Raw genomic sequence first — 22982 nt, forward strand, 5'->3', positions numbered from 1 at the left:
CATGAAATTACTATGTATGAAATCGTGAAATAGAATTTCTTCGGTTCACTAAGGTGCTGCTTCAAGTAAATTATACTCAGCCTTGGGAATAAAGAAAAGTTATCCACAAAAAAAGTGTGGATATTTTCAAAAGTAAGAATTTAAAAGTCATGTTATCAATATAAATTCGAATATTAAAGAGAACTACTATGAGAAGATGAATAATGTGGAATATCTAGTGGATCTAACTGACTCCTATTGAAAAAAGATAAAAAAGGCAATTTAGATTGCTCTTTATATAATTGTTTTAAGTAAAGACGAGTAAAGTGAGGTTGATCAACAAAAGCTGTTTTATCCTTTTGTTCACTTTGAGTACCTAACGTTCTAAAAACATCAGAGAATGAGACACTTAGATTACGTGCCATAGTGACCTTACTTAACTGTTGATGCATGCTTTTAAAGGTTAGAATTAACAGTTTGTTGTTAAAGTCATCACGAGCCCTAATAAAAGCTTCATAAGCCAAAGTAATCCCACTACATAATGCAAATGCTAAAACACCCCAACCCAGCAGAGGAAATGAGGCAAAGCTTGAAAAAATCCCCATACCGGTTAAAACCCCAGAAACTCCGGCGCTACATCCAGCGATTGAACCAAAAGTACCGACAAAAGTAAAAAACGCAGGAATAGTCCTTTTTGATACTGGGACAGGTTGCAGAGATACCGCGTACGCGAGATGCTTTAATATAATAGTATTATTAGGAATATTTTGTTTTGCTGCATATTCATTTTTGAGAAGCGATAAAATTTGATATAAAGGAGAATAAGCATCCACGTGTCTTATTTTATCAAGATCCATATTAAGAATCCGTATAAATGCATCATTAAAACATTCAGAGTTTTGTGTATAGGAACAATAACGACGAATAATCTCTATATATTCATGGATGTCAGTTAATAGTTTTTGTTGATTTTTCTGTAATTGTTCTTGAAAAAGTTGCTCATTCGCTTGCATTTCTTGATATGAAAAATAAAAAATAGAACCGCCAATACCAAAAAATAAAGAGATAGAAATAACACCTAGTGCTAGAGAAAAAAAATTAGCAATTGATCCACCAAGGATAGCAAACACAATACCAAATAATGGCCATGCGACCCCAGCGCCAGATCCAACACCATTCAAAACCGATTTGAAAAGTAACATTATTCTTCCTAAATAGCGGACATCATTATCTAATTAAAAGCACTTGTGATGTTCAGTTTCTTTGAAAAAAACTCTCTTTACACAAAACAATAAGTTAAATATCAAAACATATAAAACAAAAAACACTATAAAACATCTAAAGCAAAAGGAAAAAAAAGCTAAAAAATAAATCATATTGGATCAAGTTAACTATGAATAAATGGGATCGAATAACGGGTATAAGATGATAATAAAGCATTGAATAAATCAAAACATAAAAATACATACAAATAGATCACAGGCTTAAAAAGAGCTTACAAACAAGGTTGCATAGTAGTTAACATACTGATTTATATTGTTTTTTATAAGTTATCAACAAGAGATTAAAACATAATAACAATAAAATATTTTAAAAAATAAAATAATGTAGTTATTAACAACGCAAAATGAGAAAAAGAAGAGATACAAAAAATAATCAATTATCAAAATTGACAGTAGAAAAAAAGTTCTCTATTATTGCCAGCCTCATAATTTTATTAACAGGTTCATCATGAAACGTACCTTTCAACCTAGTAATTTAAAACGTAAACGTGACCATGGTTTTCGTGAACGTATGGCTACTCGCGCAGGTAGATTAGTAATTAAGCGTCGTCGTGCTAAAGGCCGTAAACGTTTGACTGCCTAAGTGTTTGCTTTTAAAAAAACACAACGATTATTAACAAAATATGATTATAATCATGTGTTTGAACAAGCAGAAAAAATAGCAACATCCGAATTTATCGTTCTCTTTAGAGAGAATAATATAGGTTATGCTCGACTTGGGCTGGCGTTATCGAAGAAAGTGATAGCAAAAGCTCATGATCGAAATCGTATTAAACGGCTGTTAAGAGAAAGCTTTCGACAAAAAGAATTACCTCCAGTCGATGTGGTTTTTTTAGCAAGACAAGGCGTAGCAAAACAAACGAATGCAATTATAAATGCTAGAATGAGTAAAACATGGAAAAAATTAATCTCATGTTACGAAAAATAGTTTGTTTCCCTATCAAATTATATAAATATTTGATTAGCCCCTTGTTAAAGCCTAGTTGCCGATACTACCCAAGTTGTTCACAATATGCTGAAAGCGCTATCCAACACTGTGGCATAACCAAAGGTTTATGGATGGCTTTAAAAAGAGTATTGCGTTGCCACCCTTGGTCACGTGGTGGCTATGATCCTGTACTCCCCAACAACGAGAATCATTGATGGATATACGACGTATTGTTTTATATATGGCGCTTGCGCTAGTTAGTTTATCACTTTGGAATGCCTGGCAAATAGATTACCCTCCTCAGCCTCTACCTACAGAAAATGTGAGCGCCCAAGAGAAGAGTGGACAACCTTTACTACCACAGGTAAGCCCATCTAATACGCCTACATCTACTCCCATCAATCCCATAGCGGAGGAACCTAAAAGTAGTAATACACCGTTAATTCAGGTTAAAACCGATGTTTTAGATGTAGCCATTGATCCACAACACGGTGATGTTGTCTCCGGGCAGCTCCTTGATTATCCGCAAAGTGTAGAAGATAAGAATAAACCATTTCTTCTTTTACAAAATCAACCCAATGAGCGTTATGTTGCAAACAGCAATCTGTTTGTAGCTTCAGAACAAAACGTCCAAGCGCAAGATTTTAACTTTACAACAACTCAACAGCATTACGAAATGTCGCCTGATCAGCAGCAATTAACCGTGACGCTTAGTGGAAAAAATAGTGAAGGCCTCGAGGTTAAAAAAGAATTTACTTTTACCAAGGGAAGCTATCTTATTGATGTAAATTATAAAATTGTTAATCGGGGCAGTAATGTATGGACTGGCTATTTAAATACCCAGTTGTTACGCAGCTCACCTAAAGAAGATAAGTCAAGTGTATTTCATGTTGGTTCATATACGGGGGCTTCTTATTCAGAACCCGGAAAACACCGCTATCAAAAAGTAAGCTTTAGCGATATGAATAAAGCAAATCTGGATGTGGATAGTAAAGGCGGTTGGGTTGCTATGCAACAACATTACTTTTTAAGTGCATGGGTTCCCGCATCTAATGCGAACAATAAGTTTTACACCCGGGCTGTGAATAATGATTACACTATAGGAGCTGTAAGCAAGCCGATTACGCTTAAGCCCGAAGAGCAAGCAACAATTGGCTCCAGATTGTATATAGGCCCAGAAATCACAAGCGTGTTGAAAGAGATTGCTCCATCTCTGGATCTAACCGTTGATTATGGAATTTTATGGTTTTTATCTTCGTTATTATTTTCGGTGATGAAAGCAATTTATAATTTCATTGGCAACTGGGGTTGGTCGATCGTTTTAGTGACTGTGTTGATTAAACTTGCATTTTACCGTTTATCTGCTGCCAGCTATAAATCAATGGCAGGTATGCGTAAATTACAACCCAAATTGCAAGCCTTGCGCGAACGTTATGGTGATGATAAAGCGAAAATCAGCCAAGCGACCATGGAATTGTATCGGCAAGAAAAGGTTAATCCTTTGGGTGGTTGTTTGCCTATAGTAATCCAAATTCCAGTATTTATTGCGCTGTATTGGGTTCTTTTGGAAAGTGTTGAGTTGAGACAAGCTCCATTTATCTTGTGGATTAAAGATTTGGCGTCACCTGATCCTTATCATGTATTGCCATTAATCATGGGTGCTACTATGCTGATTCAACAAAAACTGAATCCAGCACCACCAGATCCTATGCAAGCAAAAATTATGATGTTTTTGCCCGTATTATTTACTGGTTTATTTTGGAATTTCCCCGCTGGTTTGGTTCTGTATTGGATTGTGAATAACACCTTGTCCATATTGCAACAATGGTATATTACACGTAAATATTCCGATGAAAAGCCAGCGAAAAAACTTGTTCCAGCTAAATAAATGTCTACAGAAACTATAGTAGCCATAGCTACCCCACCTGGTAGAGGTGGGGTAGGAATCCTCCGATTATCCGGTCCAGAAGCATACTCCATTGCCACTACTCTCAATGACAACAAGTCATTACAACCACGTATAGCGACTTTTTGTTCTTTCTATTCATTTTCTGAGGATGAGCAAGCGCCGCAATTAAATTCTTTAATTGATCAAGGGATAATGATCTATTTTAAAGCACCTCATTCGTTTACTGGCGAAGATGTGGTTGAGATTCACGCGCACGGATCTCCTGTGGTACTTGATATGCTGACCCAAACATGTATTCATCTAGGAGCTCGATTGGCTCGGCCGGGGGAGTTTTCTGAACGTGCATTTTTAAATGACAAAATTGATTTAACTCAGGCTGAAGCAATTGCTGATTTAATTCAAGCCAGCTCACAAACTGCAGCACGAATGGCATTAAAGTCATTGCAGGGAGAGTTTTCGCATAAAATCAATAAATTAAATGAAAAAATCATTTACTTACGTTTATATGTTGAAGCAGCAATAGATTTTCCCGAAGAAGAAATTGATTTTCTTAATGATGGTAAGGTCGCCCATTTGCTGCACGAGATTTTAACTGAATTAGATACAATACGCGCCCAAGCCAATCAGGGAGTGATCTTGCGGGAAGGATTATCGGTCGTGATAGCTGGAAAACCCAATGCAGGTAAATCCACATTGATTAATTGCTTAGCGGGACGCGATGTAGCCATAGTTACCGAAATTGCGGGCACTACGCGTGATGTTATGCGCGAGCACATTTTATTGGATGACATTCCCTTACACATCATCGATACCGCCGGTTTACGAGAGTCTGATGATCTTGTCGAAAAGGAAGGGATTAAACGTGCCTGGCAAGAATTAAAAAAAGCTGATTGTGTGTTACATGTGGTGGATGTGAATGACCTGGAACACCACCATTATTTAACAAACGAAATAAGGGCCGCACTACCTGCTGAAGTTCCGATTATTACGGTGTTTAATAAAATTGACACCTTAGGTCGTAGTGCGCAAATAAGCAATCAGGACATCTATCTTTCTGCAAAATCAGGTGAGGGCATTGATGGCTTAAAAAAAGTAATAAAACAGGTTGTAGGCTATCAACCCAATGAAGGACATTTTCTTGCTAGAAGACGGCATTTGCAGGCATTAGATGAAGCAAAGAGTTTACTGTCTATAGGCCAGCAACAATTGGCAGACCACCGTGCTGGAGAGTTATTGGCAGAGGATTTGCGTCTAGCACACCTAAGTTTATGCGAAATAACAGGTGAGTTCAGTTCCGATGATTTATTGGGGCGTATCTTTTCGAGTTTTTGTATTGGTAAATAAATTTCGTTGCATTATTCAAGATATTTCACCTAAGTCCCACGTTTCTAAAATCAATTTTTAATACAAAAGGGAATTTACAGGTCTAAATTCTTTCTTTACTGTTTTGAAACATTATGTTAAAAAAACAACCAGAAATGTCTTGTCAAAACCATTGTCAAATGATACCGTATCTACCTTACTGTCTATTTTTTGTGAGGTTGTCATGGCTCATTCAAAACATAATGCGGATCTTAGCAACGATAAGAACACGTTTTTTATGCAATATAATCAGAATGAGCTATCTTTTAGTGATATTGATCTTCGTGCAGGTAAGATAGGTTATCGCTTTATATTAGAAAATCAAAAAGCCCTTGAAGCTGAATTCACGCAATTGTTCGCTGTGTTGAAAAAACGAAAAGAGGATGATGATAAAGCGTTTTGGATGTACTGTTACTATTGCGCTACCTTGTTAGAGACCTTTCATAAAGCTTATTCTCAGCACAGCAAAGAAGAAGATTATAAAAAAATAAAGCAACAAATTAAGAAATATTTGTCAAAAAAAGTTCAAGAGGATGCTAAAGCTGAAGAAGAGTTCATCGAATCATTAAAAAACAGTTTTCTTAACAGTTTTCGTAATTTGATGACTGCCCCATTACATTTGTCCCAAATTCGTGATTACGTAGCTTATTCCAATTTATGCCGTGTATATTGGGTATTTTGCCGTTTAACCTTGGTATCGGGTTTAACTTTTGCAAAAGAGACGCAAATTCTAGAGCAGCTAGATGCAATTTTAGGGACACACACGGATGCCGATAAAATAATTGATTTTATTAAAGCGCCTAATGGAGTACTTAATTATTTTAGTGTGGGTTTATTTTTAATGCGTTTTGCGATCGATTTTGGCTACCTGGTTCGACATACTTGGTTCCCTACTGTTGAGGAAAAAAAGGATGGAACTACAGCTTTTGATCGATTTAAATTTGAACTTTATAAGCGTCATTGTAATTTTGCCAATGACTTGGTATGGGCTACAGTGAATTTCTTAACAAATTTCAATCATATTACCCATATTCCTGATCCAACAGCCGGAGCAATAACCTTTGTCTTTTTAGGTTTTGACGTTTGTATGACACTTTATAAACGAAATTTGGCGAAGCAGGAATATCTAACTAAAAAGGCACAATATAATAAAGAAATGGAAGATTACCTAAATCATCCAGAGAAATTTCCGGGTATGACTGAAGCGCAACTGCGGGCCCATGCTGCTATGCTTCAAAGACAACTTCAAGAGTTGGAAATTGATTGGCGCACCAAAGATAGAACTTTTTGTTTTGTTGCTGCGGCTGCTGCCTTGCTGATGATGGGATTTGGCGCTTCATTAATATTTACTGGCCCAGGAATAGCTGTTGCCTGTTTCATTGTTTGTACGCTTGCCGTAGCTATGTATCTTTCTTCTGATGCCTATTCGAAATACCAAGAGAAAGGTTTGCGCTTAGAGTACGCTTCAGAAAAGGAATATGCAGCAGCACTGAAAGAATATGAAGCAGCGCGTAATGATTTTATCTTCACCATGATAAAAAATACGGTTATGCCAACACTTTTAATTGCTACTTATGCAATCTGTTGGCCTGCAGCCATCGCTTTAACCGTATTGTATATTGGTTATGAAATTTACCATGCTTATGATCAGCATCAGAGTAAAAAAGAGGCTGCTCAGTTGGCTTTGGAAGGACCTACCAAGGAAGAGGACGAACTAAATGTTAAGCATGATGAAAAGGCTAAACTAATTAGCGAAGACGATTTGGATAAATCTGGTTGCTTTTGTTATTAATTGTAGCCCGGGTGCAGCGAAGCGAAACCCGGGATCTCCCATCATAACTCTGTGCTACCGCAGTGAGATCCCTCGCTGCACTCGGGATGACATATCGTTTGGGGATGCATATTGTCGTTCGTGATGACGAATGCTCTTTCCCTCCCTCTTCTACATTGATTTATTTTTTATTGCCAATGCTTTATCGTACAATTCATTTTTACTCCCATTACTCAATTTACATGCGATTGCTACCGCCTGTTTAAGTGGGAGCTCATCCAATAATACAGTTAGAAGTTTTTCATGCGCTTCAGGTTCATGAGAAATGGGTCGTGGGGGAATTAATAGAACAAACTCCCCTTTTATATGCCCAGCATCGGCCAAAAGCCAATTTTTAACTTCAAGTACAGTGCCAGTAATAAAGCGCTCAAAGGTTTTAGTTAGTTCCTTTGCCAGGACCATCTCACATGTTTGCCCATAAATCTCACCAATGTCATCAAGGCATTCTAGAATGCGATGAGTTGATTCATAAAAAACCAAAGTGTGTGGCTCTGTTTGTAAGGATTCAAGTTTGCTTTTTCTCGCATGCTGTTTCGCTGGAAGAAATCCTAAAAACAAAAAGGAATCACAAGGAATGCCTGCTGCACAAAGAGCGGTAATTAACGCGCACGCTCCGGGAACAGGAATAACTGGAACTTGATGTTGGCGTGCTAATTTTACTAATAAAAAACCTGGGTCACTAATTAATGGAGTACCGGCATCACTAATTAATGCTATGGATTTTCCTGCTAAAAGAGCTTCAATAAAGTGTTTGCTTTTATCATTTTCGTTATGTGCATGGAGTGATTCCAAATTATTTTTTATTCCTAAAGAGCTCAGCAACTGTACCGAATGACGGGTATCTTCAGCTAAAATAAAATCAACAGACTTAAGCACCTCTAAGGCTCTAAACGTAATGTCCTCACGGTTTCCTATAGGAGTGGCAACTATATAAAGCGTTCCTATGCCTGTTGCTAGTGAGTTAGTCATGGTTTATCCTCTTGCGTTATTGCTCATTCAATTCTTGAAAAACATGTTAATAAAAATTCGCGTATTTTTTTTACTGACATCTACTTTTTTTCTTTGCCAGTGTACTACCGCTGTGAATCCTCCAGAAATGGCAGCGCCAGTGCCTGCAGCTAAGGTAGAGAAGAAAAAAATAGCGAGTCCTTATTCCAAACCTACTGCAAATTACCTGACGCAGGCTAAAAATCAAGAAGGCATTGAAAAGCAACAATCATTACTCTTGGCAGCTGGTCGTTTGATATCAGATGGTCAATGGCGACAAGGTGCGGCTATTTTAGCACAGACTTCTGACTTAACACCGGTACTTAAGGATGAAAAAAATCTTTTATTGGCGAAAATTGATCTAATCCGTGACCGACCTAAAATGGCATTAAGCAAATTAGTCAATATTAGCGACAGTGAAGCATTTTCTGCATATCAAAAAATTCAATTTCATGAGCTTTTAGCACAAGCCTATCGTGGGGAAGGAAAGCAATTTGAGTCAATTAATGAGCGAATAAACCTTGAGACTTTGTTAGCAGATCAAGAGAGTCAGGATGATAATCGTCGCATTCTTTGGTTAACTCTGACACGGATGCCACAAACTGAATTAAATTCTTTGTCGGCTCAAGCATCAAGCCAGCCTGTTTTACAAGGTTGGATTCAGCTTGCATTAATATCTCGCAAGTATCGTGATAATCCAAAGGGCCTGCTCGCTGCTATAGAACAGTGGCAATCGCAGTACAGTAACCACCCGGCAGGTCATATTTTACCTAATCCACTAGACACGATTGCAGATAAGATGCGTGCCCAACCGAAACAGGTCGCTCTTTTGCTCCCTGTAAGTGGTGCATTGCAAGGACCAGGAACCGCTGTACGTGATGGTTTTATGGCAGCCTATAAGAACAATAACAGCGAACCATCCATGCAGGTGAAAACCTATGATACCAATAAAGGAGACATTACCTCTTTGTATCAAAAAGCAATTGATAATGGTGCTGATTATATTGTAGGTCCTTTAACCAAATCACAAGTTGCTACAGTTGCAGCATTACCACATCCCGTTCCTACTCTATTATTAAATGATGCAGATACCAATATTCAGGAAAATTCCTATTTATTTGGACTTTCACCAGCAAATGAAGCAACCCAGGTGGCGATCAGAGCAAAAAACAAGGGATATAATCGAGCATTGATTATTGCACCTGCAAATGATTGGGGAAAAGAAATAATTAAAGCGTTTACGCAACAATGGCAAAAAGGTGGTGGACGAGTTGTTGATACTTTTTTATATAGTGCAAATGATGATTTGAATAAAAAAATGAAGGATTTTCTGCAAATCAGCAATAGCCAGCAACGTGAAAAAAAATTAAGGGAATTATTAGGGTACAAAATTCAGCCTGTTATTAGTCGCAGACAAGATTTTGATATGATATTTCTGCTCGCTTACCCGTCTAAAGCCCGTCAAATTATGCCTTTACTAAATTATTATTATGCAGGAGATGTTCCTGTATATGCGACTGCAAGTGTCTATGGGGGAAGTGCTAACCCACTGAAAGATAAAGATCTTGATGGAGTTATTTTCTGTGATATCCCCTGGGTTTTCTCACATCAGGCAGGCACGCGCAATTGGCCAGAACAATTTAACAGTTACAACCGATTGTATGCTTTAGGAATAGACAGTTATACTTTGGCCACGCAATTAAATCAATTAATGCTATTCCCTGCGGATCAGTCGCATAATGGCGAAGGAATTTTATACCTACAGCCGTCTCAACACGTTGCTCGTGTTTTAGAGTGGGGGCAGTTCAAACAAGGCCTTGTGCACTCCTTGGGTGAGACCGTGTAATTGATGACTTATGAGAAAGGTCGTATTGCTGAAGAAAAAGCTTTAGCTTATTTAAAAAAACAAGGTCTTGAATTAATTACGCAAAATTATAATTGCCGCTTGGGCGAAATTGATTTAATTATGCGTGACAAAGAACAGTTAGTTTTTATAGAAGTACGCTCGCGAGTTTCTACCCAGTTTGGTGGTGGTATCGCAAGTGTTACTTATACAAAAAAACAAAAAATACTCAAAGCAGCGACCTATTATCTACTGCAACATCAAAAGTATGACCAATTAGCTCCTCGCTTTGATGTTGTTAGTATTGATGGAAAAACAGCATCCATTAATTGGGTAAAGGATGCGTTTGGTGCAGATTATTGATCGATTATTAATTAAACGTAGCTTGGATGAAGCGAAGCGGAACCCAGGCTACAAAGAAAATACGAAGTAGAGGTTTAATATGATGGGACAAATGGAAGAACGAGTAAGACATCTGTTTGGGGTGAATATAGAAACCAAAATAGCACTTGCTGATTCTTTATCTGATTCAATCGCCAAAGCCGGGCAACGTTTAGTGAATTGTTTGCTTGCTGATGGAAAAATATTATTGTGTGGTAATGGGGGTTCTAGTGCCAATTGCATGCATTTTGCAAGCGCTATGTTGAATCAATTTGAAGTTGAAAGACCCTCTCTTCCTGTAATCAATTTAAGTACGGATGCGAGCAGTTTAAGCTATTCTGCCAATGATAATCATTATAGCCAGGTTTTTGCGCGCCAAATTCAGGCATTAGGGCAAGAAAATGATGTGTTACTTTTGTTAACTACCTCGGGTAATTCGGACAGTGTGTTGCATGCACTCCATGCTGCAAATGAACGGGGAATGGACACCGTAGCTTTAAGTGGACGAGATGGAGGTGTACTTGCAAATCATTTAGGACCAGAAGATATTGAGCTTCGCGTTGCTTCAGATAATTCAGCACGAATTAGAGAAATGCACTTGTTCATCTTGCATTGCTTTTGTGATTTAATTGACCAGTCCTTATTTGGTCAGGTGTTGGGGTAAAAAAATGAGTTTCAAATTAAAATCAATCGCTTTTCTTTTAGTAACTACCTTACTTACAGGTTGTGTTGCAGCTGTAGTAACGGGAGCAGTTGCAGGAATGGTTTATGATCGACGCGGTGTTATCACTATGGAGGCTGATGCGCGATTATTTCATGTAATTCATAAGGCAATAGTAACAAATCGACAGTTTAGTGATTCACGAGTTATTGTGACCAGTTTCAATCGTGCGGTTTTACTTGTAGGGCAAACACCCACTCCATCTTTACGGGATTTAGCAGAAAAAATTGCCCGAGGCGCTCCAGGTGCCCATAGAGTTTATAATGAAATATCGGTTGGTTATCCCCTACCGCTTACAGATCGCTCCAAAGACAGTTTGATCACCAGTCAAGTCCGTAGCAGAATGTTGGCTAAAAAAGGACTTGAGTCTGGATCGATTCGTATTGTGACAGAAAATAAAGTAGTTTATCTCATGGGTATCGTTGATGAGCAGCAAGCAGCTCTTGCAGTTGATGTCGCGCGGCGAGTTAATGGTGTTGATAAAGTCGTTAAAATTTTCCAGTATATTCACTAAATAAAATGTTAAAACAAGGATGTTTTGCGGTATTACTTGCAGGTCTTCTGTTCGGTTTATCTGGCTGTGTAGGCGGTATATGGACTGGCGCTACTATGGTTTATGATAGACATAATGTGTATAAAAAACTGGATGATTACAGTTTAAATATTAAGGTGAACAATGCGATAACTGTCGATGACGCATTTAAAAATAATGAATGTGTTATTGATATCGCCGTATTCAATGGTGATGTGTTAGTTTCAGGCCATGTTCCTACAGCTGAGATGAAAGAGAAATTGAGTCGCCGATTAGCTAGGGTAAAAGGCTATAGACGTTTATTTAATCAAGTACAGATACGTACTGAAGAATCTAATTTGATGTTAGACAGTTGGATAACAGCGAAAATTCGCGGTCAAATGTTTGCTGATGATTCGATTGATCCTAATGCATTCAAAATTGTTACTTCAGATCAAGTGGTCTATTTGATGGGAGATGTCCATAAAGAGCAAGCTGACAAAGTAATTAATATGGCAAGAGAGACGAGTGATGTTGTACGCGTGGTAAAAATGCTAAAATATTTTACTTATCAGGATAATTTGGTAGGTTAATCCTAAAAAAAGCGCTTGATTTAAGCATCGTATACATCCAACCGCTTTTTTTAGGATGGATGTATATTAATGGAAATTTCCCTTATCGGGTCGTTTGCGCATTTTCCTTAAGTTAGATTGACGTACTAATCCCGTAGAGCCGGTTAACTCTTCTTCTTCCTCATTAAAACCATTACTTTGAGTGCAAGGGTGGGATCTACAGTGTTGTCGATATTCTAGATGATGTTTGTTATGTTTATGATGTAACCCATCGCTATAACGAGCGAGCATTTTTTGCTGCAGACTGGCTGCAGTACGTTGGATCTTATCAGGCATGTTCTTTCCTTTTGCGAGGTTAATAAACACTACTTATTACCCGAGTTGCGATAATAAGTTCCACACTTTAATTATAGACACTAAAATCCAGTGTAGACGGGCTTAGACAGGCAAAAATTCAATAAATAAGTGGTGAAAAGCTCATAAGATTGATTTATTTACAATAAATAAACTGTCTGTAGGATGGTGGGAGCAATTATCCTTGCCAAGAATGTTACATTTGGAGCAATCTATTAGCTTATAAGCAATTCAAAAAAGTTCATTTAGGAGAAAAAGGATGCAATATTTACATACAATGGTTCGAGTTTCTAATTTAGAAGAGTCACTCGATTTTTATTGCAATAAACTGGGGCTCGTCGAAGTCTACCGTTCAGAACACGAACAAAATAGATATACTTTAATATTTCTCGCTGCGCCTGAAGACGTAGTCAATGCAAAAAAAGTCAAAGCACCCCTACTTGAGCTTACATATAACTGGGACCCAGAGGAATATAATGGCGGTCGCAATTTTGGCCATTTAGCTTATCGGGTCGAGAATATTTATGAGACATGTCAACGATTAAAGAATGCAGGGGTTGTTATTAATAGACCTCCTCGAGATGGGCATATGGCATTTATTCGCTCACCAGATAATATTTCCATCGAATTATTGCAAAAAGGAGAGCCTTTACCGATACAAGAACCATGGGTATCAGCACCTAATGTAGGTCAATGGTAAACAAAGAATTGACACATGTATAAAATATGGCATTGATTATTCATGTGGGTTGCTTTATAATTCGCGCGGTGAAACTTAGGTGAATATGTGAACAAACAACTAAGTAAGCGCGGAATTGTACGATTATGGCTTATACAATTAAGCGTTACATTGGTCTTTGCAGCTTTATGTGCACTAGTATATGGTACTAATGCAGCGAGTTCGGCATTGCTTGGTGGGATGGTTTGTATTGTTCCTAATGCATATTTTGCAAGTAAGCTATTTAGGTATCAAGGGGCTCGTTCAGCCAGACAGATCGTAAATAGTTTCTATAAAGGCGAAGCATTAAAGATAGTTATATCCATATTCCTATTCACTGCGGTGTTTTTACTATTTAAAATCACACCGCTAGCGTTTTTTGCGTCATATATTATGATACTGATGACGCATTGGTTTGCCCCGTTGATTATTGTAAATAAACAGAATAGGCCTGAAAGTGACTGAAATGGTATCTAGCACAAACTACATTAAGCATCATTTAACGTATCTTACTTATAACGTTAGTGATATGAAATTGGGTTCGGGTGGTTTCTGGACATTGAACCTTGACACCTTGTTTTTCTCAATTGTTTTAGGAATTGTCGTTTGTGGACTAATGTATTTTGGTGCACGTAAAGTGACTACGGGCATACCCGGTAAATTACAAAACTTTGCTGAAATCATGCTGCAATTTGCAGATAATCAGGTTAAGGATTGTTTTCATGGCAAGAATAACTTAATAGGCCCCTTGGCATTAACCATATTCCTCTGGGTTTTCCTGATGAATTTCATGGATATTTTGCCTGTAGATATATTACCTGCACTTGCTCAAACTGGTGGGATCCATTATCTGAAAGTAGTACCCACAAACGATTTAAACTTAACCTTTGGTATGTCAATTTCTGTATTTATTTTGATTATTTTTTACAGTATTAAAATAAAAGGTCCGAAAAAGTTCATCAAAGAATTAACATTACAGCCTTTTAATCACCCTGGATTTATACCATTTAACCTGCTACTCGAGGTGGTTGGTCTGGTTGCCAAACCAATTTCACTAGCACTTCGTTTATTTGGTAACTTATATGCAGGCGAATTGATATTTATATTGATCGCACTGTTAACCTTAAATGCTGCAACTTCATCAACACTAGGTACTGCGACTTTAGGCACAGCACAATTTATTTTGGCGCTGGCATGGTCAATATTCCATATATTGGTGATAACATTGCAAGCATTTATTTTCATGGTGCTAACGATTGTTTACCTTAGTTTGGCACACGAAGATCATTAACCGATTTAATTTTCATCCATTGTAAAGGGGATAAATATGCAAGCCGCTAGTTTAATAGCACAAATTCAAAGTATGACCGTTGTTGCGGTTGCCTTGTTAATTGGTTTAGGTGCATTGGGCACAGCGATAGGATTTGGTTTGCTTGGTGGCAAATTCCTTGAAGGCTCAGCTCGTCAACCAGAAATGGTTCCAATGTTACAAGTAAAAATGTTCATCGTTGCAGGTCTGTTAGACGCAGTAACCATGATTGGAGTGGGTATCGCATTGTTCTTTACTTTCGCAAACCCTTTCCTTAGCAACCTGGGTTCTTGATAACACATGATCAGGGCGCCAAGCGCCCTAATTGTTACAGGAGATTAAACGGTGGAAATTAATTTAACATTAATTGTACAAATGCTCGTTTTTGCAGCATTTGTTTTGTTTACCATGAAGTTGGTATGGCCTCCATTAGCAAAAGCAATGGAAGAACGCCAAGACAAAATTGCTGATGGTTTAGCTGCTGCTGAGCGTGGTCGAAAAGAGTTAGAGTTGGCACAACATCGCGTAAAAGATGAATTAAAACAAGCTAAAGTTCAATCAGCAGATATCATTGAAAAAGCAAATAAGCGTGCTGCGCAAATCATCGAAGAAGCAAAAGAAGCTGCAAAACATGAAGCGCAAATGCAAGTGAAATTGGCACAAGAGCAACTGCTGCAACAAGTCAATCATGCAAAAGATGAATTGCGTAAACAGGTTGCAAACTTAGCAATAACTGGCGCTGAGAAAATTCTGAAGCGTGAAATTGATGCTAAAGCAAATACTGCCTTGTTAGATAACTTGATAGAAGAGATTTAAAATGTCTGATAGTACCACCATAGCCAGACCCTATGCTAAGGCAATATTTGAATATGCTTTAGGGGAAAAGAAATTAGCTGAGTGGTCAGCACATTTGCGAAATCTTGCACAAGCTGTGCTGATGCCTGAAGCTGAGAAGTTCATTGCTAATCCAGCAACAACGGTAGCGCAGCATATCGAGTTGTTGAATTCAGCAATCGATGCAAAATCAAATGAAAACAAGCCATTAAATAATTTAATTACCTTACTGGCTACAAATAAAAGATTGATATTGCTGCCAGATATCTGCGCACTCTATGAAGCACATCGTGCAGAACAAGAGAAAACTCTGAGTGTTGATGTAAGCAGTTATTCTGATTTATCAAATGCGCAACAACAGCGATTAATCGAATCATTAAGTCAGCGCTTACAGCGCAAGGTCTCGTTAAAAATCAGTATTGATCCTTCCTTGCTTGGTGGAGCAATAATTCGAGCGGGCGATTTAGTTATAGATGGTTCAGTTCGTGGCAAGCTTAACAAGCTCAGTACAGAATTGGCCGCATAATTTAGAGGATAGTTTCCATGTCAGAACAAGTAGCGTTAAATCCTTCTGAAATCAGTGAATTAATCAGAAAGAAAATAGAACACTTTAGTGTAGTATCTGAATCACGTAATGAAGGTACAATTGTCAGTTTGAAAGACGGTGTTGTGAGCTTGCATGGCCTTGAAGATGCAATGGCTGGGGAAATGATTGAATTTCCAGGCGGAACTTTTGGTCTGGCTCTTAACCTAGAAAGAGACTCGGTAGGCGCGGTTGTTCTTGGTGATTATTCTTCTTTAGCTGAAGGTCAAAAAGGTAAATGTACTGGTCGTATTCTTGAAGTCCCAGTTGGTAAAGGACTTTTAGGTCGTGTTGTTGATGCCTTAGGAAATCCAATTGATGGTAAAGGCCCTATTGATGCATCAGGCATGGCCCCCATTGAGAAAGTGGCTCCAGGCGTAATTGCACGTAAATCAGTAGACCAACCCGTACAAACTGGATTAAAAGCGATTGACGCTATGATTCCAGTAGGACGCGGCCAACGTGAGCTCATCATTGGTGACCGTCAAACAGGTAAAACTGCAATCGCAATTGATGCGATCATTAATCAGAAAGGCACAGGCGTTAAGTGTGTGTATGTGGCAGTAGGTCAAAAAGCTTCATCTGTGGCAGCCATAGTTCGTAAGCTTGAAGAGCACGGTGCTTTAGAACACACCATCGTTGTCGTTGCTGGTGCCTCTGACTCAGCTGCATTACAATTCATCGCACCTTATGCTGGATGCACCATGGGTGAATACTTCATGGAACGTGGTGAAGATGCATTAATTGTATATGATGATTTAACCAAACAGGCTTGGGCTTATCGACAAATTTCATTATTGTTAAGAAGACCACCAGGTCGTGAAGCATATCCTGGAGACATTTTCTATTTGCATTCACGCTTGTTAGAAAGAGCAGCGCGAATCAATGCTGATGAAGTAGAAAAATTAACAAATGGTGAAGTTAAAGGCAAAACAGGATCATTGACTGCATTGCCTATAATTGAAACACAAGCAGGTGACGTTTCTGCATTCGTTCCAACTAACGTAATTTCGATTACCGACGGTCAGATTTTCCTTGATGTTGATTTATTTAACTCAGGTGTAAGACCAGCAATTAACTCCGGTCTTTCTGTATCACGGGTTGGTGGAGCGGCACAAACTAAGATCATGAAAAAACTGGGTGGTGGTACACGTCTAGCACTTGCTCAATTCCGCGAATTGGAAGCATTCTCTCAATTTGCTTCGGATCTAGATGATGCAACTCGTAAACAGTTAGAGCGCGGTCAACGAATTACAGAGTTGATGAAACAAAAACAATATTCGCCATTATCTGTTGCAGAAATGGGAACTGCATTGTTTGTTGTTGAAAAAGGTTATTTGGATGATGTGCCTGTAAGTGAAGTTGCTGCGTTTGAAGCGTCATTACATGATTATATGCGTACCTCACATCCTGATCTACTGCAACTGATCAATGAAGCGGGCGCTTACGATAATGACATTGAAGCAAAATTGAAAAAAGCTGTAGAGGACTTTAAACGTACAGCAAGTTGGTAAGTCAATTTAAGGCGAAGTGATATTATGGCTGGAGCAAAAGAAATCCGTTCGAAAATTTCGAGTATTAATAAGACTCGAAAAATTACTCGTGCGATGGAAATGGTGGCAGCAAGTAAGATGCGTAAAACTCAGGAAAGAATGCGCGCATCTAAACCTTATGCCAGTAAGATCTACAGTGTAGTAAAACATATTGCTCGTGCTCATTCAGAGTACAGACATCCTTTTATGACCCATCGCGAAATAAATCGTGTGGGTCTAATCGTTGTTACTACTGACCGTGGTCTGTGCGGTGGTTTAAACGTAAATCTACTGCGTGAGACGGTTCGTACGATTCGAAACTGGAAAGAGCAAGGCAAAGAAGTTGATATTGCTGTCATTGGCCGTAAGGGACAAGCATTCTTTAAACGCGTGGGTAGTAATGTTCTAGGCTCAAAAGACCATCTAGGTGATACGCCAAGCATTAAAGACCTCATCGGGATCGTTAAAGTGATGCTTGATGCTTTTAGCAATGGCACCATTGATGCATTGCATATTGTCTATAACGAGTTTGTTAACACCATGACGCAAAAGCCTGTGGTGAAGCAATTACTACCATTGCCGAAATCAGAAGATGACAGTAAGACAATGGGGCATCATTGGGATTATATCTATGAGCCCGATGCTAAGGAATTGCTGGATAATCTTTTAGAACGTTATATCGAATTGCAGATTTACCAAGCAGTAGTTGAAAATATTGCTTGTGAACAAGCGGCTAAAATGATTGCAATGAAAAATGCAACGGATAATGCCGGTGATTTGATTAAAGAATTTCAATTGGCTTATAACAAAGCTCGACAAGCTGCAATTACTCAAGAGTTAGCAGAAATTGTCGGTGGCGCAGCCGCTTTATAAGAGGGTATAAAATGAGCTTAGGAACTGTAGTAGAAATTATTGGCGCGGTTGTGGATGTGGAATTCCCCCGTGAGAATGTCCCTAAAATCAATGATGCATTGAAACTTGTTGATGGTGATTTGGTTTTTGAAGTACAGCAACAGTTGGGTGATGGTGTAGTTCGTACTATTGCAATGGGAACAACCGAAGGGCTTAAGCGCGGTTTAAAAGCTGAAAATACAGCTAATCCTATTCAAGTACCTGTTGGAAAGAAAACTCTAGGTCGAATTATGGATGTTTTAGGTCGTCCAGTTGATGACGCAGGTCCAATCGGTGCTGAAGAGCACTGGTCAATTCACCGCAAGCCACCAAGTTACGAAGAGCAAGCAGGAAGTCAAGAATTGCTTGAAACAGGTATTAAAGTTATTGACTTACTTTGTCCTTTTGCGAAAGGTGGTAAAGTGGGTCTGTTCGGTGGTGCCGGTGTGGGTAAAACCGTTAACATGATGGAGTTAATCCGCAACATTGCCATTGAGCATAGCGGATACTCAGTATTTGCGGGTGTTGGTGAGCGTACTCGTGAAGGAAATGACTTCTATCATGAAATGAAAGACTCTAATGTATTGGATAAAGTATCCTTGGTTTATGGTCAAATGAATGAGCCACCAGGTAACCGTTTACGCGTTGCGTTAACTGGCTTGACTATGGCGGAAAAATTCCGTGACGAGGGTCGTGACGTTTTATTGTTCATTGACAACATTTACCGTTATACCTTAGCAGGGGTTGAAGTATCAGCGCTTTTAGGTCGTATGCCTTCTGCGGTAGGGTACCAGCCAACACTTGCTGAAGAAATGGGTATGCTGCAAGAGCGTATTACTTCTACTAAGACTGGTTCTATTACTTCAATTCAAGCAGTATACGTACCCGCTGACGATTTGACTGACCCATCCCCAGCAACTACGTTTGCTCACTTGGATGCTACAGTTGTATTGTCACGTCAAATTGCTGAGCTTGGTATTTATCCTGCGGTAGATCCTTTGGATTCTACTTCTCGACAATTAGATCCACTAATTGTAGGACAAGAGCATTACGATACAGCGCGTCGTGTACAACAAACATTACAACGCTATAAAGAATTAAAAGATATTATCGCGATTCTTGGTATGGACGAATTATCTGAAGAAGATAAACGTGTTGTTACCCGTGCGCGTAAAATCCAAAGATTCTTATCACAACCATTCTTCGTTGCTGAAGTATTTACTGGTTCTCCAGGAAAATACGTCTCATTGAAAGATACGATTAAAGGCTTCCAAGGTATTCTCGCTGGTGAGTACGATGATTTACCTGAACAAGCATTTTATATGGTTGGTAGCATTGAGGAAGCGGTTGCTAAAGCTAAGACCTTGTGAGGTAGGCAAATATGACTAGAACAACGCACTTAGATATCGTCAGTGCTGAACATGAAATATTCTCTGGTTTAGTAGAAATGGTAGTCGCTACAGGAGAATTAGGCGAAATAGGTATTACAGCCGGTCATGCACCTTTGCTTACAGTTCTAAAACCTGGCGAGGTAAGACTTACTTTGCCTGGTGGCCACCAAGAAATTTACTATGTTCAAGGTGGAATGCTGGAAATACAACCTAACTGTGTGACTATTCTTGCTGATGTGGTTGAGCGTGCTGAGCATCTTGATGAAGCAGCCGTTCTTGCAGCTAAAGCGCAAGCTGAAGCAGCAATGTCGAGCAAAGGTGGTGAAATGGATTATTCTGTAGCCGCTGCTGAATTAGCTCGAGCTGTTGCTCAAATTCGTGCTATTCAAAAAGTTAGAAAAATAGTTAAATAATATTGCAGTTCCCCCTTTTAGGGTCTCTTTTAAATATTAGCTTATTATGAAAGAGGCTCTAATCTAAATTCAGCCAGTATATCTTTTTCAGCCTCAATTAAAGTCAAAAGTACTGTAACTATATTCATGAATAAACTTCAGAAAAACCGATATATATGCAAATTCTAAATCAATTCGCTAAACGTCTACATTAATCTTCTATCATCAGGTTTACTATCCCCATTTTTTTTTCGATTAGCAGGGTATTGTTTACCGCTGATTTCTGAATAAAGGATAACCTGATTTCTCCCATTTGCTTTGGCAAAATATAAAGCTTTGTCCGCTGACTCAATTAATTCTTCAGGAGTACGTCCATGAGTGGGAAATATGGATATACCAATAGAAATAGTGATGGGGCCAACGTGTTGTGCTCCGTATTTTATTTGTATACGAGATACGGAATTTCTGATGTTCTCAGCCCGGTTTTTTATCATATTTGCATCCGTATCATAAAAAACAACAATAAACTCCTCACCACCATAGCGCGCAGCAAGGTCTCCCATACGAATATCGTCTTGTAATACTTTTCCTAGCTCTTTGAGGGCTGCATCTCCGGCATCATGACCGTAGGTATCGTTTATTTTTTTGAAGTGATCTAAATCTAACATTAAAACGGCCAGTGGTGCTTTTGTGCGGTCTGATTGATGGATTTGCTTTAAAAGAAAATCTTCCAGATAGCGGCGATTATACAAACCCGTTAACGGATCACGCATAGATTGATAGCGGAGATTTTCTCTTAAGCGCACATTTGCAAATGCTAAAGCAGTTAACTCCGCGAATGCCGTAATGAAAAGACGTTGATTGTCAGAAAATGCAGCTGGAGTTTCTTCTACAATCTCCAAGTATAGTAAACCATATATATCATTTTGCGCCATTAATGGCACGCAGAGATAGGTTGAATTTAGGTCATTGCTTAGGTTCACATGATTACACATCAGTTCATTATGAGATGAGCGTACATGATGAATTCGTCCCAAACGGATTGCCCAACATTGTTCAGGAGTAAAAGTGCTTTCCTGTGCATTTGGAGTTCCCCAAGTTGTGGCAATTTCCAGGTAGTTTTTCGACGGATGCATGACATATAAGTAACCACTCGAAAAATTGAGCATTCGTTGGCAATATTTGGTCATTACGTTACTTAATTCATTTTGAGAGTTACAGGCCAGCATAATATCGCTCATTTCAACCAGTAGTGTAATTTGCTCATTTTTATCTTGCAATGCTTGCATCCCCGCATTGAGTTTTTCATAAGAATCTTTAAGTTCAAGCTGTTCTTCAAGCTGCTTGGTTATATTACGAATAATGTGCATCGTGCCATTGATTTCATTTTTTTCGTCTTTAATTAAACTGGAGGTGATTTCAAAGACAATCCGCTGCTTATGGAGTTCATATTCAATATTTTTAACAAATTCCTCACCTCTAAGAGATTCCTTCCATGCTTCTACTAATTTATTTTTGGAACTCGGGAGATCCGAAAAAGCTTCCTCCAAGCTCATGCCTACTACAATAGACTTACCAAATAAACGCTTGAATTCACGTTGATATGCCTCATTAAAGATAATAAAGAGACAGTTATTATCTACAGCAGCTATCATGTCTGAGGCGCTTTCTAAAATACTTCTTAATTGTGCTTCAATATTTCTTCTGTCCTGCTCAGCTTTTAAACTTCGGGAGAGTTCTTTGTTCGCGAGAATGAATACTAAAATTAAACCACTTATGCTGATCATACCCCCGACAATATTAATGAAGTTTGCCAGCTGAGTATCACTCAGGACGATATCATTTCTTCCATTTAATAATACTAATTCGACCGATTTAATTTCTTGACCTAAGTCTTTGATTTGATTTGAAAGATCTACTTCTTGTCTAAAAAAATCTAATCGTTCTTGATTATTGAGCTGATTATTCATTTTTAATTGAATTGTTTCATTCAATTGACTAAGTCTTTGATTCGTTAAATCTCTAAAACGAGTTACACGCTCCGCTTGAGAGGGATTATCTTTTGTCAACTCAAGGAGATTATCGAAATTGGTTTTAAAGGTTAGCTTTATTTTATCAATATTCATTATGAATTGATTGTCACCAGAGATCAGATAACCTCTTTGTTGTGAATTAATGTTGACAATTGCGTAGAGGATTTGATCGGTAGTATGAATGACCTGATAGGTATGACTAACCCAATGATTTGCATCGACGAGCTTGTTCGATTGACGATAGGCAAAAATCCCATCAATTATCACGAGAATAAGGGCAGGTATAAAAATAAAATAAAGCAACATCTTGCTAAATTGAGAGTCCTTTTTAGCAAAGAGCGAGTTCTGTTTTGGCTTTTTGCTGTCATTCATAAGAGTCAATCATTCCATTTTCCTATTATTCAATTATATAACATTATTTCTACAAAATAATTTCGTTAGAAAATTGGGTGAAGACTACACGAACAATTTATTCGTATTTACAATAAGTTATGTTGTTATTGCATCATAATGCACAAAGTTATCCACAGGATAGAAATGACTTAAAAAACAACATATTTTAAAAATAGTTTATTTTCAATAAGTTAAGATTGAGTTTAGAGTTATTAAAGAAGTGCCAACAAAGTTATTCACAATTT

General features: G+C 38.3%; 25 protein-coding genes. 21 read left to right on the plus strand and 4 right to left on the minus strand.

The genetic code is table 11. From position 1 onward, the window contains the following. Window positions 1-173: 173 nt before the first annotated feature. A complete protein-coding gene (locus ACWTEW_RS29195) occupies window positions 174-1181 on the minus strand; it encodes a hypothetical protein (RefSeq protein WP_454781531.1) in 1008 nt (335 codons plus the stop codon). A 529-nt stretch (window positions 1182-1710) separates the two neighbouring features. On the opposite strand from ACWTEW_RS29195, the gene rpmH reads away from it, so the two are divergent. The 6 genes from rpmH (at window position 1711) to ACWTEW_RS29225 (ending at window position 7253) form a co-directional block, all read left to right on the plus strand. Next, complete coding sequence (gene rpmH / locus ACWTEW_RS29200) at window positions 1711-1845, plus strand: 50S ribosomal protein L34 (protein ID WP_019232681.1); 135 nt, start codon at window positions 1711-1713, stop codon at window positions 1843-1845. Further along, the gene (gene rnpA / locus ACWTEW_RS29205) at window positions 1846-2190 is read left to right on the plus strand and encodes a ribonuclease P protein component (RefSeq protein ID WP_454781532.1); all 345 of its coding nucleotides are present in this window, start codon (window positions 1846-1848) and stop codon (window positions 2188-2190) included. Next, complete coding sequence (yidD, locus tag ACWTEW_RS29210) at window positions 2157-2405, plus strand: membrane protein insertion efficiency factor YidD (RefSeq protein WP_182392122.1); 249 nt, start codon at window positions 2157-2159, stop codon at window positions 2403-2405. The genes rnpA and yidD overlap by 34 nt, the downstream gene beginning before the upstream one ends. Then, entirely contained in the window at window positions 2405-4078 is a 1674-nt protein-coding gene (yidC, locus tag ACWTEW_RS29215) for a membrane protein insertase YidC (RefSeq protein WP_454781533.1), read from the plus strand. The genes yidD and yidC overlap by 1 nt, the downstream gene beginning before the upstream one ends. Then, the gene (gene mnmE, locus ACWTEW_RS29220) at window positions 4079-5443 is read left to right on the plus strand and encodes a tRNA uridine-5-carboxymethylaminomethyl(34) synthesis GTPase MnmE (protein ID WP_454781534.1); all 1365 of its coding nucleotides are present in this window, start codon (window positions 4079-4081) and stop codon (window positions 5441-5443) included. Window positions 5444-5645: 202 nt separating this feature from the next. Beyond that, complete coding sequence (locus ACWTEW_RS29225) at window positions 5646-7253, plus strand: hypothetical protein (RefSeq protein WP_454781535.1); 1608 nt, start codon at window positions 5646-5648, stop codon at window positions 7251-7253. Between the two features lie 150 nt (window positions 7254-7403). Here the strand turns inward: ACWTEW_RS29225 and rsmI are convergent, their stop codons facing one another. Beyond that, complete coding sequence (gene rsmI, locus ACWTEW_RS29230) at window positions 7404-8261, minus strand: 16S rRNA (cytidine(1402)-2'-O)-methyltransferase (RefSeq protein ID WP_454781536.1); 858 nt, start codon at window positions 8259-8261, stop codon at window positions 7404-7406. Between rsmI and ACWTEW_RS29235 the strand changes: the two genes are divergently transcribed. The 5 genes from ACWTEW_RS29235 to ACWTEW_RS29255 all read left to right on the plus strand — a co-directional run bounded on the left by ACWTEW_RS29235 (window position 8260) and on the right by ACWTEW_RS29255 (window position 12328). Continuing rightward, window positions 8260-10125, plus strand: coding sequence for a penicillin-binding protein activator (locus tag ACWTEW_RS29235; RefSeq protein WP_454781711.1), 1866 nt, complete (start codon window positions 8260-8262; stop codon window positions 10123-10125). The genes rsmI and ACWTEW_RS29235 overlap by 2 nt on opposite strands. Window positions 10126-10128: 3 nt before the next feature. Further along, a complete protein-coding gene (locus ACWTEW_RS29240; RefSeq protein ID WP_454781537.1) occupies window positions 10129-10485 on the plus strand; it encodes a YraN family protein in 357 nt (118 codons plus the stop codon). An 82-nt stretch (window positions 10486-10567) separates the two neighbouring features. Continuing rightward, window positions 10568-11167 carry a D-sedoheptulose-7-phosphate isomerase gene (locus ACWTEW_RS29245; protein ID WP_454781712.1) on the plus strand — a complete coding sequence of 200 codons (600 nt, stop codon included), beginning with the start codon at window positions 10568-10570 and terminating at the stop codon, window positions 11165-11167. 4 nt (window positions 11168-11171) lie between these two features. Next, window positions 11172-11738 (plus strand): BON domain-containing protein, encoded by a 567-nt coding sequence (locus ACWTEW_RS29250; protein WP_454781538.1) that lies wholly within the window; start codon window positions 11172-11174, stop codon window positions 11736-11738. 5 nt (window positions 11739-11743) lie between these two features. After that, window positions 11744-12328, plus strand: a complete 585-nt coding sequence (locus ACWTEW_RS29255) for a BON domain-containing protein (protein ID WP_454781539.1) — start codon at window positions 11744-11746, stop codon at window positions 12326-12328. Between the two features lie 66 nt (window positions 12329-12394). Here the strand turns inward: ACWTEW_RS29255 and ACWTEW_RS29260 are convergent, their stop codons facing one another. Then, a complete protein-coding gene (locus ACWTEW_RS29260; protein WP_454781540.1) occupies window positions 12395-12643 on the minus strand; it encodes a hypothetical protein in 249 nt (82 codons plus the stop codon). A 277-nt stretch (window positions 12644-12920) separates the two neighbouring features. Here ACWTEW_RS29260 and ACWTEW_RS29265 point away from each other — a divergent pair, with 277 nt between their 5' ends. The 10 genes from ACWTEW_RS29265 to ACWTEW_RS29310 all read left to right on the plus strand — a co-directional run bounded on the left by ACWTEW_RS29265 (window position 12921) and on the right by ACWTEW_RS29310 (window position 20332). Then, window positions 12921-13361, plus strand: coding sequence for a VOC family protein (locus ACWTEW_RS29265; protein ID WP_454781541.1), 441 nt, complete (start codon window positions 12921-12923; stop codon window positions 13359-13361). Between the two features lie 87 nt (window positions 13362-13448). Then, a complete protein-coding gene (locus tag ACWTEW_RS29270; RefSeq protein WP_454781542.1) occupies window positions 13449-13844 on the plus strand; it encodes an ATP synthase subunit I in 396 nt (131 codons plus the stop codon). 1 nt (window position 13845) lies between these two features. Further along, window positions 13846-14670 (plus strand): F0F1 ATP synthase subunit A, encoded by an 825-nt coding sequence (gene atpB, locus ACWTEW_RS29275; RefSeq protein ID WP_454781543.1) that lies wholly within the window; start codon window positions 13846-13848, stop codon window positions 14668-14670. A gap of 36 nt (window positions 14671-14706) precedes the next feature. Continuing rightward, on the plus strand, window positions 14707-14982 hold the full coding sequence (gene atpE, locus ACWTEW_RS29280) for a F0F1 ATP synthase subunit C (RefSeq protein ID WP_010655291.1): 276 nt from the start codon (window positions 14707-14709) through the stop codon (window positions 14980-14982). Window positions 14983-15033: 51 nt separating this feature from the next. Then, complete coding sequence (locus ACWTEW_RS29285; protein ID WP_454781544.1) at window positions 15034-15504, plus strand: F0F1 ATP synthase subunit B; 471 nt, start codon at window positions 15034-15036, stop codon at window positions 15502-15504. Window position 15505: 1 nt separating this feature from the next. Further along, window positions 15506-16048 carry a F0F1 ATP synthase subunit delta gene (locus tag ACWTEW_RS29290; RefSeq protein WP_454781545.1) on the plus strand — a complete coding sequence of 181 codons (543 nt, stop codon included), beginning with the start codon at window positions 15506-15508 and terminating at the stop codon, window positions 16046-16048. A 17-nt stretch (window positions 16049-16065) separates the two neighbouring features. Then, on the plus strand, window positions 16066-17619 hold the full coding sequence (gene atpA / locus ACWTEW_RS29295; protein ID WP_454781546.1) for a F0F1 ATP synthase subunit alpha: 1554 nt from the start codon (window positions 16066-16068) through the stop codon (window positions 17617-17619). 24 nt (window positions 17620-17643) lie between these two features. Continuing rightward, window positions 17644-18510, plus strand: coding sequence for a F0F1 ATP synthase subunit gamma (atpG, locus tag ACWTEW_RS29300; RefSeq protein ID WP_454781547.1), 867 nt, complete (start codon window positions 17644-17646; stop codon window positions 18508-18510). Between the two features lie 11 nt (window positions 18511-18521). After that, window positions 18522-19898 (plus strand): F0F1 ATP synthase subunit beta, encoded by a 1377-nt coding sequence (gene atpD / locus ACWTEW_RS29305; RefSeq protein WP_182392106.1) that lies wholly within the window; start codon window positions 18522-18524, stop codon window positions 19896-19898. A gap of 11 nt (window positions 19899-19909) precedes the next feature. Continuing rightward, window positions 19910-20332 (plus strand): F0F1 ATP synthase subunit epsilon, encoded by a 423-nt coding sequence (locus ACWTEW_RS29310; protein WP_454781548.1) that lies wholly within the window; start codon window positions 19910-19912, stop codon window positions 20330-20332. A 185-nt stretch (window positions 20333-20517) separates the two neighbouring features. Here the strand turns inward: ACWTEW_RS29310 and ACWTEW_RS29315 are convergent, their stop codons facing one another. After that, window positions 20518-22716 carry a sensor domain-containing diguanylate cyclase gene (locus tag ACWTEW_RS29315; RefSeq protein ID WP_454781549.1) on the minus strand — a complete coding sequence of 733 codons (2199 nt, stop codon included), beginning with the start codon at window positions 22714-22716 and terminating at the stop codon, window positions 20518-20520. Between the last annotated feature and the right edge of the window lie 266 nt (window positions 22717-22982).

Source organism: Legionella stuttgartensis (assembly GCF_977063405.2).

What these genes read in the sequence shown, in the direction of transcription:
- ACWTEW_RS29195 (WP_454781531.1), bottom strand. Translation starts at nt 1,181, where the DNA reads ATGTTACTTTTCAAATCGGTTTTGAATGGTGTTGGATCTGGCGCTGGG.
- rpmH (WP_019232681.1), top strand. Translation starts at nt 1,711, where the DNA reads ATGAAACGTACCTTTCAACCTAGTAATTTAAAACGTAAACGTGACCAT.
- yidD (WP_182392122.1), top strand. Translation starts at nt 2,157, where the DNA reads ATGGAAAAAATTAATCTCATGTTACGAAAAATAGTTTGTTTCCCTATC.
- yidC (WP_454781533.1), top strand. Translation starts at nt 2,405, where the DNA reads ATGGATATACGACGTATTGTTTTATATATGGCGCTTGCGCTAGTTAGT.
- mnmE (WP_454781534.1), top strand. Translation starts at nt 4,079, where the DNA reads ATGTCTACAGAAACTATAGTAGCCATAGCTACCCCACCTGGTAGAGGT.
- ACWTEW_RS29225 (WP_454781535.1), top strand. Translation starts at nt 5,646, where the DNA reads ATGGCTCATTCAAAACATAATGCGGATCTTAGCAACGATAAGAACACG.
- ACWTEW_RS29235 (WP_454781711.1), top strand. Translation starts at nt 8,260, where the DNA reads ATGGTTTATCCTCTTGCGTTATTGCTCATTCAATTCTTGAAAAACATG.
- rsmI (WP_454781536.1), bottom strand. Translation starts at nt 8,261, where the DNA reads ATGACTAACTCACTAGCAACAGGCATAGGAACGCTTTATATAGTTGCC.
- ACWTEW_RS29240 (WP_454781537.1), top strand. Translation starts at nt 10,129, where the DNA reads ATGACTTATGAGAAAGGTCGTATTGCTGAAGAAAAAGCTTTAGCTTAT.
- ACWTEW_RS29245 (WP_454781712.1), top strand. Translation starts at nt 10,568, where the DNA reads ATGGGACAAATGGAAGAACGAGTAAGACATCTGTTTGGGGTGAATATA.
- ACWTEW_RS29250 (WP_454781538.1), top strand. Translation starts at nt 11,172, where the DNA reads ATGAGTTTCAAATTAAAATCAATCGCTTTTCTTTTAGTAACTACCTTA.
- ACWTEW_RS29255 (WP_454781539.1), top strand. Translation starts at nt 11,744, where the DNA reads ATGTTAAAACAAGGATGTTTTGCGGTATTACTTGCAGGTCTTCTGTTC.
- ACWTEW_RS29260 (WP_454781540.1), bottom strand. Translation starts at nt 12,643, where the DNA reads ATGCCTGATAAGATCCAACGTACTGCAGCCAGTCTGCAGCAAAAAATG.
- ACWTEW_RS29265 (WP_454781541.1), top strand. Translation starts at nt 12,921, where the DNA reads ATGCAATATTTACATACAATGGTTCGAGTTTCTAATTTAGAAGAGTCA.
- atpB (WP_454781543.1), top strand. Translation starts at nt 13,846, where the DNA reads ATGGTATCTAGCACAAACTACATTAAGCATCATTTAACGTATCTTACT.
- atpE (WP_010655291.1), top strand. Translation starts at nt 14,707, where the DNA reads ATGCAAGCCGCTAGTTTAATAGCACAAATTCAAAGTATGACCGTTGTT.
- ACWTEW_RS29290 (WP_454781545.1), top strand. Translation starts at nt 15,506, where the DNA reads ATGTCTGATAGTACCACCATAGCCAGACCCTATGCTAAGGCAATATTT.
- atpA (WP_454781546.1), top strand. Translation starts at nt 16,066, where the DNA reads ATGTCAGAACAAGTAGCGTTAAATCCTTCTGAAATCAGTGAATTAATC.
- atpG (WP_454781547.1), top strand. Translation starts at nt 17,644, where the DNA reads ATGGCTGGAGCAAAAGAAATCCGTTCGAAAATTTCGAGTATTAATAAG.
- atpD (WP_182392106.1), top strand. Translation starts at nt 18,522, where the DNA reads ATGAGCTTAGGAACTGTAGTAGAAATTATTGGCGCGGTTGTGGATGTG.
- ACWTEW_RS29310 (WP_454781548.1), top strand. Translation starts at nt 19,910, where the DNA reads ATGACTAGAACAACGCACTTAGATATCGTCAGTGCTGAACATGAAATA.
- ACWTEW_RS29315 (WP_454781549.1), bottom strand. Translation starts at nt 22,716, where the DNA reads ATGAATGACAGCAAAAAGCCAAAACAGAACTCGCTCTTTGCTAAAAAG.